The following is a 12,870-nucleotide window of genomic DNA, read 5'->3' as shown; positions in this document are numbered from 1 at the left end:
AATGTTTAAGTTTATAGCGCGGGAAAATATGGCGCTGGGTTTGTCTGCGGTAGCTGCTGGCCTGTTTGCTCTGGCCGGTATTACTTGGGGTTTGTGGATTGATTCGTTGGTTATTCTGTTTGATGGCGCCTATTCATTGGTCAGCCTGTTGTTATCGCTATTGTCACTTTACGCTGCGCGCATTATCCGCCGCCCGGCCAGTAAGGAATACCCATTTGGTCGCGGTGCGGTTGAGCCGCTGGTGATTGCCGTAAAAGGGCTGGTTATAGCGCTGGTGTGTTTGCTGTCCTTGGCCTCTGCCATTGCCGCGGTGTTTGAGGGTGGCCGTGCGGTCAGTGCCGACAAGGCGCTGGTGTTTGCCGGTGTTAGTGTTTTTGGGTGCGCCGCCGTTTGGGTTTATCTAAAGTGGGCCGAGCGTCGGGATCCTTCCGGATTGCTAGTGGCCGAGCAGAGGCAATGGTTTATGGACTCTGTTCTCAGTGCCGCGGTGCTGATGGGGTTTGGAATTGCCTGGTGGTTGGAACAGGGGAGTTTGTCGGCATGGTCGGTATACGCGGACCCACTGATGATGATCGTAATATCCGCCTATTTCATACTGGTCCCGGTTAAAATGACTGTAGGTGCCGTGCGTGAGTTATTGTTGGCAGCGCCGCCGGCAGAGTTTGTGGAGGAGGTTCATGAAGCCATCAGTTCTGTTGGATTGGCGCCGGAGCAGGTAAAAATGGCCAAAGTTGGCCCCAACCTGATGATGGAAATCAGCCTGCCAGCGAATTGGTCAGGGCGCTCGGATCGCCTCAAGTGGCGGCTTTTAAAGAATCTTTCAGGCCTTCCGGTACGCCCGGCGATTTTCATTCGCAGCCTGATCAGTTAACTTGGGCGCTATGAAACAACCGATCACCGCCTACCACAAAGATGAAGAAGACCACTGGGTTGCCCGGTTGGTCTGTGGCCATAATCAGCATGTGCGCCACACTCCGCCCTGGGTGAATCGACCTTGGGTAATCACCGAAGCGGGTCGGGCATCAATGCTGGGTTTTGAACTCGATTGCCGCAAGTGCGAGGAGGGCGCCCCTCCAGACTTTTGATAAGCCCGTCGTTAAGTTGTATTCAAGATGCCACTGGTTTGGTCGATAATAGCTGAATAAGAATTCATCCTTAGGACCCCCTCAATGAATTTCATGAACTCTCTGCGCATACGAACTCGCATACTTCTTGCTGTGCTAATACCTGTTTTGGCGACTGCAACCACCGTGTCTTGGGTTGCTATTAGTCAAATCCAAGCCAGTGGAGATGCCGAGTTAAAGAGGCTTGAGTCAAGTCTTATGGAGTCCCGAAAACAGGGGCTTAAAAATCTTGTTGATACAGCAAAGGCTGTAGCGGAGGAGGCAAGGAATAACCCCGAGCTGACAGAACTCCAGGCTAAAAAGACGGCAGCAGACAGGCTGCGGGCAATCCGGTTTGAACAAAATAACTATGTATTTGCGTTCAACCGTTCAGGGCAGGCAATCTCCTATTCGCCAAACCCATCTATCGAGGGTAAAAAAGCTGGTCCCACGTTCCTCAGCGTGTTGTCGCAACTCTATCAAGCGCTAGAGTCCGATGGTTATTATGAATATGATTGGTCCAACCCTGCCTCGGGTAATGAAGAACACAAAATTAGTTATGCTGCCGAAATACCGGAATGGGACTGGCTAATCGCGGCGGGTGTATATGTAACCGATATAGAGCGGCAAGTAGATTCCGCTCGTGTAGAGGTTGAAGCAAGTATCGCCCGTGCCATCTGGTTCGGCGTTCTGGTGACCCTTGCCGTAGTGGTTGCTTCGGTGTTGATCGGCGTATTTGTTGGCCGCACGGTTACTCGCCCGCTTAAAAATGTCAGTGATATGATGCAGGAAATTGCCGACGGTGAAGGCGATCTCCGACAGCGTTTGCCTGAAGCAGGGACCGATGAACTTTCGGAGTTGGGTCGACGTTTCAATGCATTTATTATCAAGATCCAGACTACTATTCAGGAAGTTGGTGCCACAACGGATCAAGTTGCGTCTGCTGCTGAAGAGTTGAGTAGTGTTGCCAATGAAACCCGGGCATCGGTACAGGAACAGGGATCAGAAACCGATCAAATTGCTTCCGCGATTAACGAAATGGCTGCAACAATTCAGCAAATTTCCGGTAACGCGAGCGAAGTTCAGGACGCTGCGTCGGATGCAGATCGCATGGCCCGCGAGGGTGGTGAAACCATTGCCAATGCGCAGGGTGCAGTGAACAAGCTTTCAGAGGAAATTCAGGAGAGTGCTCTCAATATTAATGCGCTGGCTGAGAAGTCAGACGATATCCAGAGAATTCTAGATGTGATTCACTCGGTGACTGACCAGACCAACCTACTCGCACTAAATGCGGCAATTGAGGCGGCCAGAGCAGGGGAGCATGGTCGAGGTTTCTCTGTCGTCGCAGATGAGGTTCGCAATCTTGCTCGGCGAAGCGCCGAGTCCGCAGATCAGATACGCGAGATGATCGATGATTTTGTTAGCGAGACTCGGTCAGCTGTGGATAGGATGAACCGGTCTCGAGATCGTTCGTCTGAAACCGTTGAACGAATTAACCACGCAACGGGTGCCCTGACAACCATAGGAAAGTCTGTAGGTCAGATCTACGACCAGATTGCTCAAATTGCCACGGCAGCAGAACAGCAAAGCCAAGTGGCTGAAGAAATTAATCAGAACGTTGTGCGAATTGTTAATGCGGCGCAGCGTAGTGATACAGGGGTTACCCAAACGAATGAAGCCAGTCATGAGTTGGCGCGGTTGGGCGAAAGTTTGCGGGATCTGGTGAACCAGTTTAAGGTCTGACGGCGGGCCTAGCAATGTCGTGGCCTAAGTGATATCAAAACAGTATAACAAAACCATAAACGGTGCTAACGATGATTACTCGTGTATTTAGAACAGCCGCGGCAGCATTGTTGCTGTCTGTCAGTTCACTTAGTGTGGCGGCAGATAACTTCACTCTGCGGCTTGCGCAAACCTGGGGTCCGAACTCTCCGATTCTTGGTGAAACTACCGAGAATATGGCCAAGATGGCCGAAGAAATGTCAGGCGGTCGCCTGAAAATCCGTATCGACAGCGCCAACAAACATAAAGCGCCTTTCGGTATCTTTGATTTGGTGCGCAACGGCCAGTACGACATGGGCCATACAGCGTCTTATTACTATAAGGGCACCATTCCGAACGCCATGTACTTCACTACCGTACCCTTCGGTATGGTTGCTCCGGAAGTATATGCTTGGTTCTACCACGACCAAGGCATGGAGCTGATGCAGAAGGTTTACGAGCCGTTCGGCTTGCTGTCTTTTCCTGGCGGTAATACCGGTAACCAGATGGGCGGTTGGTTTAACAAGGAAATTAATTCCGTAGCGGACCTCAAAGGTCTGAAAATGCGTACTCCCGGATTTGCGGGTGAGGTTATGGCAGAGCTGGGTGTTGCTGTTACCAACCTGCCCCCCGGCGAGCTCTACACAGCCCTTGAGCGCGGTACGGTGGATGCCGTTGAATGGGTAGGTCCGGCTCTTGACTTCCCTATGGGCTTCCACCAAATCGCAAAGTACTACTACTCGGGATGGCAGGAGCCAGGCGCTGAAGTACAGTTCCTGATTAACGATAAATCATGGAACAAGCTGCCCAAAGATTTGCAGGCTATTTTGCGTATTGCCATGCGGACTGCAGCATATGATATGTACATTCAGACCACGCACGAAAGTGGCGTAGCCTGGGATCGCATGAAGGAAGATTATCCGAACGTGACCCACAAAACCTTCCCGCCGGAAGTCATCAATGCGATGCGCGACGCCACTAACAAGTTGCTGGCGGCGGAAGCGGAGAAAGATGATTTGGCAAAAGAGATCATCAACTCCCAGCGCGACTACTTAAAGCAGGTTCGCCAGTGGACCAATATTTCAGATAAAGCCTACCTAAACAGTATTGCTACAGACTGATCCTGCTCGTACACCCTGACTACTGCGGTGGTCAGGGTGTTTGAATTGCGGGAGTACTCTCGCATTTTCCTGCCTAAATTCTGCACGATGCTTTTTATATCGCCCGCTTTCTGGAAAAATACGCCGCAACAGGGGCTTTTTCAGAGGCTCACTTACTTTATTTTGGGTAGGGTTGATGACTGAAACACTCCTATCGCTGAGCGATATCAGCAAGCAGTTTGACGACAAGACCGTGCTGGATGAGCTCAGCCTCACCATTGACGATGGCGAGTTTATTACCCTTTTGGGGCCTTCCGGCTGTGGCAAAACCACGTTGTTGCGCATGATGGCTGGTTTTGAATTGCCGGATCAGGGCACGGTCACGCTCTCTGGAGTCGACATCACTCAGACCCCACCTGAGAACCGACCACTGAATACTGTTTTCCAGAACTACGCCCTATTTCCCCATATGTCGGTTTTCGACAATGTGGCTTATGGCCTGAAAATGGAAAAGCGGCCGAAAGCCGAAATACAGGAGCGAGTTGAAGAAGCCCTCGCTATGGTTCAGTTGGAGGACTTTGCCAAGCGCAAACCCCACCAGCTATCTGGTGGCCAGCAGCAACGGGTTGCGATTGCCCGCGCCGTGGTGAAGCGCCCCAAAATGCTGCTATTGGACGAGCCTTTGTCTGCACTGGACTACAAATTGCGCCGTACCATGCAGGTAGAGCTCAAACGCCTGCAGCGAGAGCTGGGTATAACCTTCGTATTTGTAACCCACGATCAGGAAGAAGCGCTGTCGATGTCTGATCGTATTGTGGTGCTTAAAGACGGCCGCATACAGCAGCTCGGCACGCCCCGCGAAGTCTACGAGCGCCCGGCAAATGTCTTTACCGCGCGCTTTGTGGGCCAGACCAATTTTTTTCCCGGCCGCGTGACAAAAATTGAAGGTGAGCGCATCAGCGTCGACGTGTTCGGCCTGAACCGGGATTTGAGCAAGCCTTCATTCCGTGTTGCCATGAATCAGTCCTTGCACGTCTTGCTACGCCCGGAGGATATACGGGTACTTGCGCCAAATGATACCGAGGGCGTCGCAGGCAAGATTGTAGAGCGTAACTACAAGGGCAGTACTCTGGACTCGGTCATTGAGTTGGAAGACGGCAGCCATGTGATGGCCAGTGAATTCTTTGACGAGGACGACCCTGCATTCGACTACAGCATTGGCGAGCGGGTGCGCGTTAGTTGGGTAGATGGCTGGGAATGGCTGTTGGCGGAAGAGGGCGATGAGCCGTTGACCGACGAAGAGGAGCTGGCTGCCGATGATGCTGAGCATTAAGCAGCAGCCGTTCAGGGCGGCTGTTCTGGTGCTGGTGTGGGGGTGGCTTCTGTTCCTCGTGCTGGCGCCCAATATGCTGGTGGTGGGTGCGAGTGTGATGACGCGGGATCCCTCTACCTTTATCGCCTTGCCCTTAAATCTGGACGCTTACCGGCAACTGTTCAATCCGCTGTATCTGGAGGTGTTCCTTCACTCCTTGTATATGGCAGCCATAACCACACTGGTTTGCTTGTTGATTGGTTATCCCTTTGCCTGGGCTTTGTCGCGAGTGGACAAGCGACAACAGATGCTGCTGATCTTTCTGTTGATCGTGCCGTTCTGGACCAACTCTCTGGTCCGTACTTACGCTCTGAAATTAATTCTCGCCACCAATGGGCTGCTCAACAGTGCACTTATATCCTTAGGCGTGCTCGATGAGCCAGCGCAGCTTTTGTACACCGAAGGGGCCGTCATTGTGGGTCTGGTGTATCTGCTTCTGCCCTTTATGATTCTGCCTCTGTACTCTGTGTTTGAGGATTTACGGGATGATGTCCTTCTCGCCTCTCACGATTTGGGTGCGGGGCGCTTTGCAACGTTTAAAAACGTCATTGTACCGCTGACACTGCCAGGTGTGTTGGCGGGCGTTATGCTGGTATTGCTGCCTGCCATGGGGCTGTTTTTTGTGCCTGATATTCTGGGTGGCTCACGCAATTTGTTAGTGGGCAACGTGATCAAAAACCAGTTTTTGGACGCCCGTAACTGGCCGTTCGGCGCGGCCGCCAGCATCGTATTGACCCTCACCATGGCTTTGTTGATGTTCGCGCACCGGCTGAGTAAGCGCCGCTTGGGTGAGGAGGGTGCCTAGTGCGTTGGCTTTCCCGTAGTTATTTGGCGCTAGTGTATCTGCTGCTGTACGTGCCGATTGTGGTGTTGATTGTGTTTTCTTTTAACGATTCGCGCACCGGGTACAATTGGGGCGGCTTTAGCCTGCGCTGGTACGAATCACTATTCAACAACCACGCCATGGTGCAGGCCATGTGGAACTCGCTTTGGCTGGCGCTGACAGCGGCTACGGTTTCTACGTGTATTGGCGCGCTCACTGCTCTGGCTTTGCACCGTTACCGCTTTCGTGGCAAAAAGGTGCTGAATGGTATGCTCTTTGTGGTGATGATGTCTCCGGAAATTGTGTTGGCCATTTCACTGCTCGGGCTCTTTCTATTGCTGGGTTTGAAGCTTGGGTACGTATCGCTGCTGCTGGCTCACGTAACCTTCTGCTTACCGTTTGTAGTGATTACAGTTATGGCCCGGCTCAGCGGTTTCGATGAACGTTTGCCGGAAGCGGCTCGGGATCTCGGGGCCAGCGATTTCACCATGACCCGCACGGTTCTGATTCCAGTTATTATGCCGGCGTTGATGGCCGGTTGGCTGCTGGGCTTCACGCTCTCAATGGATGATGTGGTGGTGAGCACGTTTGTGAGTGGGCCCAGTTACGAAATTCTTCCTCTGCGCATCTATTCCATGGTGCGTGTGGGACTCAAACCCGAAGTAAATGCACTTGGCACTCTGCTACTGGTGTTCTCACTGGTAATGCTGATGTTGTCGCAATGGATTCTCTCAAGGAGTAAACAATGAAAAAACTCGCACTGGCTGGCCTGTTGGCCTTGGGCCTGACAGGCTGCAGTTCCGACGATCCGCAGGTGCTGAACCTGTATAACTGGTCTGAGTACATGCCGCAGGAAGTGCTGACGCGCTTTGAGGAAGAGACTGGTGTTAAGGTGGTGTATACCACCTATGATAGCAACGAAGCCATGTACGCTCGGCTCAAACTTCTGGACGACAGCGCCGCCTACGATCTTGCCGTGCCATCTACTTACTATGTGAGCAAAATGCGCAACGAAGGGCTACTTTTGCCCATTGATCGAAGCAAAATCAGCGGGTTTGGCCAGCTTGATTCAGAGCTCACCGGCCTGGATATTGATCCTGAAAACCAGTATAGCGTGCCTTATTTGTGGGGAACGACGGGCATTGGTGTCGATACTGCCGATATTGAGGGTGAACCAGTCACGGCTTGGGAAGATCTTTGGGATGAGCGCTTCAAGGGCCGGGTGAACCTGACCAACGATATGCGCGAAGTGTTTCACATGGGCCTGCGCGTTTTGGGGTACTCAGGAAACAGCACTGACCCGCAGCAAATTGAAGAGGCGTACGAAAAGCTGACCGAGCTAATGCCCTCTGTGCGCACCTTTAACTCAGACGCACCTCGTATGCCGTTCCTTGAGGGCGAAGCCGATGTAGGCATGATCTGGAACGGCGAGGCCGTTATGGGTAAGGACAGCATGGAAGCGCTGGAGTATGTGTATCCGACAGAAGGCGTTATCGCATGGTTGGACAGCTTTGTAATTCCCAAAAACGCTAAGAATCCGGAGGCTGCTCACCAGTTCATCAGTTTTGTGCTACAACCCGAAATCGCCGCGTTGATCAGCGAAGATATTGGTTACGCTACGCCGGTGTTATCAGCGAGAGAGTTGCTAGGTGATGACGTCGCTGGCGATCGAGCCAGCTACCCTACGCCGGAAGACATGGTTAACGCAGAGTTTCAGACCGATATTGGCGATGAGGCATTGCAGGTATACGCAAAGTACTGGGAGAAACTGAAGTCCGGTCTTTGAAGCCGGGATTCTGAATTTGAGATTGCAGGGCCTCTGTCCGGCCCTGCAGTTCAATTTTTTTATTATTTTCTAGTGTATTTGATTTGTACACGTTGGGGCGTTGATGCTCTATACTTTCGGGTGTAGTTCCTAACGGCAGGATTCCGGTGTCAATACCCGCACACTTTTTGAAAATCCTGATTATCTTGCTCGGTGTTCTTTGCGGGTTTGGATGTGCTGCTGGTGCAGCACCACATCCCGTGACTGAAGGCTGGGAATACCGCTGGGGAGATCTCCCCTTCAAGGACTCAGGGGAACCAGACTGGTCGGTTGCACAGCAACCCGGGCAGTGGCAGGCTATTGATTTCCCTTCTAACCCGCCGGGCCGCGATGGCCGAGACCAAGTGTGGTACCGGGTAACACTTCCGGCCGGTGACTGGCAAAATCCTGTTCTATATATCTTCAGCGTCGACCTGATTGTTCAGGTTTGGCTGGATGGCGAAAAGATTTATCATTACGGCACCTTCGACAAAGACGGACGTGGCGAGTTTGAAGGGTGGCCCTGGCATGAGATTGCACTGCCGGAGGGTTACGAGAATAAACCGTTATATTTTCGGGTGTTTTCTGATTACACGGATATTGGTCTCTGGGGCGAGATCAGTGTGATGGATCATTCCGAACTTGTCCTTTATGTGCTCAAAAATTCTCTGGAAGCCTTATTTGTTGCTGGGTTTACTTTATTGGTGGCCTTGCTTGCGCTGATGTTATCGCTGCTTCAGGTAGGCCGAAAGACGTTTTCCAGTATTGCCCTGTTCGCATTAGCTTCCTCCGTTATGCTTCTTGCCGAGAGTCAGGCCAGCCTACTCGTTGTTCCTGCTCCATTACTTTGGGATTATTTGGCCGCCGGAAGCTACTATCTCCTACCCGTAGCCTTGTGGCTGATGTTCGAACAATGGTTGGCGGATCAGCCGCTCCGAGCGATCAGCTGGATTTGGCAGTTACATCTCGTTTATGCGGTTGGTGCGATCAGCTTGGCTTTGGCTGGAGTTGTAGGCCTGTCGTCCACCTTTCCTCCTTTTGACGCTTTGTTTCTGTTATCTCTATTTTTGATGACACTCATCACTGTGCCCCATATTCGGTCAATGACCAGAGAACAACAGGTCCTTGTGCTGGCCTCCGGTGTTTTTAGTGCGCTGCTGGTTGCTGATATGGCTGTGGCGCACGGGTTTCTGCCTTGGGGGCAGGTGCCCGTGAGCCATGGCTTGCTTGTTTTTACGTTGGCCGTTGTTGTTATTTCGCTAAGATATTATGCGATGACTCAGAGAGCCTTACATGAGTTGACGGTGACACTAGAGCAACAGGTGGCCGAGCGAACCGCAAAGGCTGAAACGCTGTTGCAGCGAGAGCAGGCAAGAGCCGCTTTGTTGACATTCGAGAATGAGAAAAGCGGCGTGTTTGCCGAGGTTATTGCAGAACTACAGACCTGTGTGAGCCTTGATCAGGCATTTCAATTGCTCACTGAGGCTATGCCTCGTCTCTGTAATCCGATTAAAGGCATGATATACCGGCGAACAGACAGCGGCGGTTACGTTCGACTTGCGCAATGGGGGTACGACGTTGCGCCTCCTAAGTTGGAACCGGAGCTGGCAACCCTCGACAGGTTTCCAGCTCCGGTTCGGCAGCTAGCTAGTACTGTCGAAGAAGCAGAAGCGGCCTGCAAAACCTGTCAGGGATGGGTGTGCTTCTCCATCAATGTAGAGTTTATGAGCCACGAAGCGACGCCGGAAAGCGTGTTATTGCTGGAAGCCAATAGCATCAACGACTCCGGGACCACGAAAGATGGCGCAGCAAGGCTGATATCCTCAATCAAGTTGGTAGCGGAGCGCATTGGAGTGACGCTCTCAGGTATTTCACTCAGGGAGGATTTGCAGCGTTTCTCCTATGAAGATGCTCTTACGGGGATTAAAAATCGCCGATATTTTGATCAGCTATTTGAGCACGAGGCCTCCGTGGCTTTGCGCAAGAAGTCGCCACTATCACTACTATTATTGGACATCGATTACTTCAAGCGCTTTAACGATGCCCATGGCCATGAGGCCGGTGATGTGGCTTTGCAAACCCTTGCGTCGCTTTTAGAATCTCGTTTTCGTGGTAGCGATGTTGTTTGCCGCTATGGTGGAGAGGAGTTCGTGGTGATTTTGCCCGCCTCCGATTTAGCAGGTGCCAGAGAGTGCGCTGAACAGCTGCGTGAGGCCGTACGAAATGAGCCGGTTGTGTATGAAGGGCAAAATTTGGGTTGTCTCACCATTTCCGTGGGTGTTGCCTCGTGGCCGGGTAGCACCGATAAACCTCGGAAGCTGTTGCGGCTTGCGGATGAAATGCTTTACCGGGCAAAAACAGGCGGGCGCGACAGTGTTGAAGTGTTCTCTGAACTCTAGCCGACCAGCGTAGGGCTGAGCCGGCTAGAAAAATACGGCCTAGACTACCAGTACCGGGCATTTGGCGTGCGCGGCGACACGGTGCGAAACACTGCCGAGGAACATCCCGTCTTTGTCGCTGTGGGTGCCTCGGGTGCCGACAACGATTAAATCAGCTTCCTTGTCTTGGGCGAACCTTGTAATCACTTTGGAGGGACGCCCGGCTTTTACAAAGCCGCGAACATGAGTTGCTCCATGATCCTGCGCCATGTCCTTGGCGTGATTGACTACCTCTTTGGCGTACTCTGATAGCACCTTATCTGGAATATCCATGTCATCGGGTCTTCCGATAGAAAGTGATGCTTCAAACAGGCTGTGGTGCTTATACACACAGAGAATGAAGATCTCCGCCTCCGGCATAAGCTTCTGCAGTTCAATGGCCTTGTCCAAAGCCCCAAGAGAAGTCTTGGAGCCGTCCACCGCCACCAGTATCCGTTTGAACATGGTTTTCTCCTTAAAAATCCAGACCCGGGTTCGCGTCAGTCTGCAAAGGCAAGATCACGCAGGAAAAGGGCAATCTGCGGAAACGCAATAATCAGGCCGGCCGCTACGATTAGCATGATGATAAACGGAGGCGTACCCCGGATAACCTCCAGATAAGGCCGCTTGAAAATCGCAATGGCGGTGAATATATCGCAGCCGAACGGCGGCGTTGCCGAGCCGATCGCAACTTGCAGGGTGATGAGTACACCCACGAGCACCGGGTCCAGCCCTGTTGCTTGAATGGCAGGAGCGAAAATCGGCGTCAGTACCAAAATAACGACGATCGGATCCACAAACATACAGGCAACGAAGAAGGCCACACAGATAGCGATAAGCACGCCTATCGGACCAGCTTCGTTTACACCCACCGACTCCAGAATGGCTTGGGGGATTTGCGCAAAGGAAATGATCCAGGAAAAGCCGTTGCCCACCGCCACCAGAATAAATACAACAGCGGTAATCAGGCCTGTAGATTTGGCAATTTTATAAATCTCACCAAGCTTCAGCGAGCGGAAAACGATGAATTCCAACAAGAAGGCATAGAGTACGCAAACGGCAGCCGCTTCGGTTGGACTGAAAATGCCGCCGTAAATACCACCAACAATGATAACCGGGAAAAACAATGGCCAACTGGCATCGCGCACAGAGACCGCGCGCTCGCGCCAACTTGCCTTGGGCTCGGTGGGAACGTTGTTCTTGTAGGCGTAAAATAGGCAGTAGAGCGAGAACATAAACAGAATGAGGATGCCGGGGCCAACACCCGCAATGAACAGTTCCGCGATGGAGGTTTGTGAGATAACCCCGTAAATAATCATGCCGATACTGGGCGGAATTAGGAAGGCAATATCACTGGAGTTGATGATAAGCGCGAGTGTAAACGAATCGGAATAGCCAGCCTTGAGCATTTTTGGTCGCAAGGGCGAGCCTACAGCCACTACGGTTGCCTGAGTGGAGCCCGAAACTGCACCGAAGAGTGTGCAGGAGGTTGCGGTACTGATCGCCAGTCCACCTTTTATATGGCCGATAAAGGCCATAACCATGTTAATGAGCCGGTCTGCGGATTGGCCGCGGGTCATGATATCTGCGGCAAGAATAAACATGGGTACTGCAATGAGTGAGGCTGGTCGAATCCCCCCCATCATCTGTTGAATGAAGGTGCCCATCTGGCCAAAGCCGTCGAACATCATTACAAAACCAACGACAGCGGCGGTCGTTAGCGGGATCATCATCGGGAAACCAAGCAGTAGCAGCCCGATCATGATGAGCATTAAAATAGTCGCCATAGATATGCCCTTTTTTTATCGTTTCCGGAGCGAAACCGGATCAGACTTCCGATTCTGAATCTGCGTAACCATCGACAACACCGGTCGAGAGATAAACATCTTCACTGGTGAAGTTCTTGATGGCGGTAAGGAAGTATTGAATACCGGTCACCGCGAAACCCACGGGAACCCAGATATAAATCCACCAGATTTCAAATCCCAGTGCAGGCAAAATACGGCCCCGGCTATACAGTGTTTCTATATAACCGTACGAGTGGTAGCAGAGGAAGAACATCACCGCTGACGTGAACAGGGCAATAAAAATCATAAGCACTTTGCGGCCCTTGGTTGGAAGCGCGTCGTAAACAGCAGACATACGAATGTGCCTACCGTAGCGAGCGGCGTAGCCAATGCCAGCAAAGGTAACCAGAATAATCAGGATGCGGTTTATCTCACCGGAGAAGAAGAACCCCTCTCCAAATACAAAACGCGCAACAACGTTGACGCAGGTGTTGATGGCCATGAGGATGATACCGGCAGCCAAAATCACAGCTTCGGCATTGGCAATCCACCCGTCTATGGTTCCCAGAAACCCGGGCAGACCGGACTCAAAAGTACCGGTGTCGTCTTCTAACTCCGGGATGTTTTCGGACATGGGTTCTGCTCCAGATCATGTCGCTCCCGACCGGACATTGAGGCTTGGCGGGGCGGGGTTAGTTCATTG

Annotated in this window: 12 protein-coding genes; 9 read left to right on the top strand and 3 right to left on the bottom strand. The window is 52.1% G+C overall.

Going from position 1 to position 12,870, the window contains the following annotated elements; all coding sequences use genetic code 11:
- Position 1: 1 nt before the first annotated feature.
- The 9 genes from KO508_RS01275 (at position 2) to KO508_RS01235 (ending at position 10,362) form a co-directional block, all read left to right on the top strand.
- Complete coding sequence (locus KO508_RS01275; protein WP_216006544.1) at positions 2-871, top strand: cation diffusion facilitator family transporter; 870 nt, start codon at positions 2-4, stop codon at positions 869-871.
- A 10-nt stretch (positions 872-881) separates the two neighbouring features.
- Positions 882-1,085, top strand: coding sequence for a DUF3565 domain-containing protein (locus tag KO508_RS01270; RefSeq protein ID WP_216006543.1), 204 nt, complete (start codon positions 882-884; stop codon positions 1,083-1,085).
- An 84-nt stretch (positions 1,086-1,169) separates the two neighbouring features.
- The gene (locus KO508_RS01265) at positions 1,170-2,846 is read left to right on the top strand and encodes a methyl-accepting chemotaxis protein (protein ID WP_216006542.1); all 1,677 of its coding nucleotides are present in this window, start codon (positions 1,170-1,172) and stop codon (positions 2,844-2,846) included.
- A 71-nt stretch (positions 2,847-2,917) separates the two neighbouring features.
- Positions 2,918-3,985 carry a TRAP transporter substrate-binding protein gene (locus tag KO508_RS01260; protein WP_216006541.1) on the top strand — a complete coding sequence of 356 codons (1,068 nt, stop codon included), beginning with the start codon at positions 2,918-2,920 and terminating at the stop codon, positions 3,983-3,985.
- A 175-nt stretch (positions 3,986-4,160) separates the two neighbouring features.
- On the top strand, positions 4,161-5,297 hold the full coding sequence (gene potA, locus KO508_RS01255; RefSeq protein WP_216006540.1) for a spermidine/putrescine ABC transporter ATP-binding protein PotA: 1,137 nt from the start codon (positions 4,161-4,163) through the stop codon (positions 5,295-5,297).
- Positions 5,281-6,141 carry a spermidine/putrescine ABC transporter permease PotB gene (gene potB / locus KO508_RS01250; RefSeq protein WP_216006539.1) on the top strand — a complete coding sequence of 287 codons (861 nt, stop codon included), beginning with the start codon at positions 5,281-5,283 and terminating at the stop codon, positions 6,139-6,141. Before potA ends, potB begins: the two co-directional genes overlap by 17 nt.
- Positions 6,141-6,908, top strand: a complete 768-nt coding sequence (gene potC / locus KO508_RS01245) for a spermidine/putrescine ABC transporter permease PotC (RefSeq protein WP_216006538.1) — start codon at positions 6,141-6,143, stop codon at positions 6,906-6,908. The genes potB and potC overlap by 1 nt, the downstream gene beginning before the upstream one ends.
- A complete protein-coding gene (locus KO508_RS01240; protein ID WP_216006537.1) occupies positions 6,905-7,945 on the top strand; it encodes an extracellular solute-binding protein in 1,041 nt (346 codons plus the stop codon). The genes potC and KO508_RS01240 overlap by 4 nt, the downstream gene beginning before the upstream one ends.
- A gap of 146 nt (positions 7,946-8,091) precedes the next feature.
- Complete coding sequence (locus tag KO508_RS01235; RefSeq protein WP_354667987.1) at positions 8,092-10,362, top strand: sensor domain-containing diguanylate cyclase; 2,271 nt, start codon at positions 8,092-8,094, stop codon at positions 10,360-10,362.
- 39 nt (positions 10,363-10,401) lie between these two features.
- Here KO508_RS01235 and KO508_RS01230 read toward each other — a convergent pair whose 3' ends face one another.
- The 3 genes from KO508_RS01230 to KO508_RS01220 are packed head-to-tail and all read right to left on the bottom strand — an operon-like array spanning position 10,402 to position 12,801.
- Positions 10,402-10,845, bottom strand: a complete 444-nt coding sequence (locus KO508_RS01230) for a universal stress protein (RefSeq protein WP_216006536.1) — start codon at positions 10,843-10,845, stop codon at positions 10,402-10,404.
- Between the two features lie 35 nt (positions 10,846-10,880).
- The gene (locus KO508_RS01225) at positions 10,881-12,167 is read right to left on the bottom strand and encodes a TRAP transporter large permease (RefSeq protein ID WP_216006535.1); all 1,287 of its coding nucleotides are present in this window, start codon (positions 12,165-12,167) and stop codon (positions 10,881-10,883) included.
- 40 nt (positions 12,168-12,207) lie between these two features.
- Positions 12,208-12,801, bottom strand: a complete 594-nt coding sequence (locus tag KO508_RS01220) for a TRAP transporter small permease (protein ID WP_216006534.1) — start codon at positions 12,799-12,801, stop codon at positions 12,208-12,210.
- Between the last annotated feature and the right edge of the window lie 69 nt (positions 12,802-12,870).

Source organism: Marinobacter salexigens (assembly GCF_018860765.1).
In the GTDB taxonomy this organism is placed as follows: domain Bacteria; phylum Pseudomonadota; class Gammaproteobacteria; order Pseudomonadales; family Oleiphilaceae; genus Marinobacter; species Marinobacter salexigens_A.
The sequence above is the reverse complement of the archived record's forward strand: the minus strand, read 5'-3'. Positions and strand labels throughout refer to the sequence as shown.

What these genes read in the sequence shown, in the direction of transcription:
- potB (WP_216006539.1), top strand. Translation starts at nt 5,281, where the DNA reads ATGATGCTGAGCATTAAGCAGCAGCCGTTCAGGGCGGCTGTTCTGGTG.
- KO508_RS01240 (WP_216006537.1), top strand. Translation starts at nt 6,905, where the DNA reads ATGAAAAAACTCGCACTGGCTGGCCTGTTGGCCTTGGGCCTGACAGGC.
- KO508_RS01225 (WP_216006535.1), bottom strand. Translation starts at nt 12,167, where the DNA reads ATGGCGACTATTTTAATGCTCATCATGATCGGGCTGCTACTGCTTGGT.
- potA (WP_216006540.1), top strand. Translation starts at nt 4,161, where the DNA reads ATGACTGAAACACTCCTATCGCTGAGCGATATCAGCAAGCAGTTTGAC.
- KO508_RS01275 (WP_216006544.1), top strand. Translation starts at nt 2, where the DNA reads ATGTTTAAGTTTATAGCGCGGGAAAATATGGCGCTGGGTTTGTCTGCG.
- KO508_RS01260 (WP_216006541.1), top strand. Translation starts at nt 2,918, where the DNA reads ATGATTACTCGTGTATTTAGAACAGCCGCGGCAGCATTGTTGCTGTCT.
- KO508_RS01230 (WP_216006536.1), bottom strand. Translation starts at nt 10,845, where the DNA reads ATGTTCAAACGGATACTGGTGGCGGTGGACGGCTCCAAGACTTCTCTT.
- KO508_RS01220 (WP_216006534.1), bottom strand. Translation starts at nt 12,801, where the DNA reads ATGTCCGAAAACATCCCGGAGTTAGAAGACGACACCGGTACTTTTGAG.
- KO508_RS01270 (WP_216006543.1), top strand. Translation starts at nt 882, where the DNA reads ATGAAACAACCGATCACCGCCTACCACAAAGATGAAGAAGACCACTGG.
- KO508_RS01265 (WP_216006542.1), top strand. Translation starts at nt 1,170, where the DNA reads ATGAATTTCATGAACTCTCTGCGCATACGAACTCGCATACTTCTTGCT.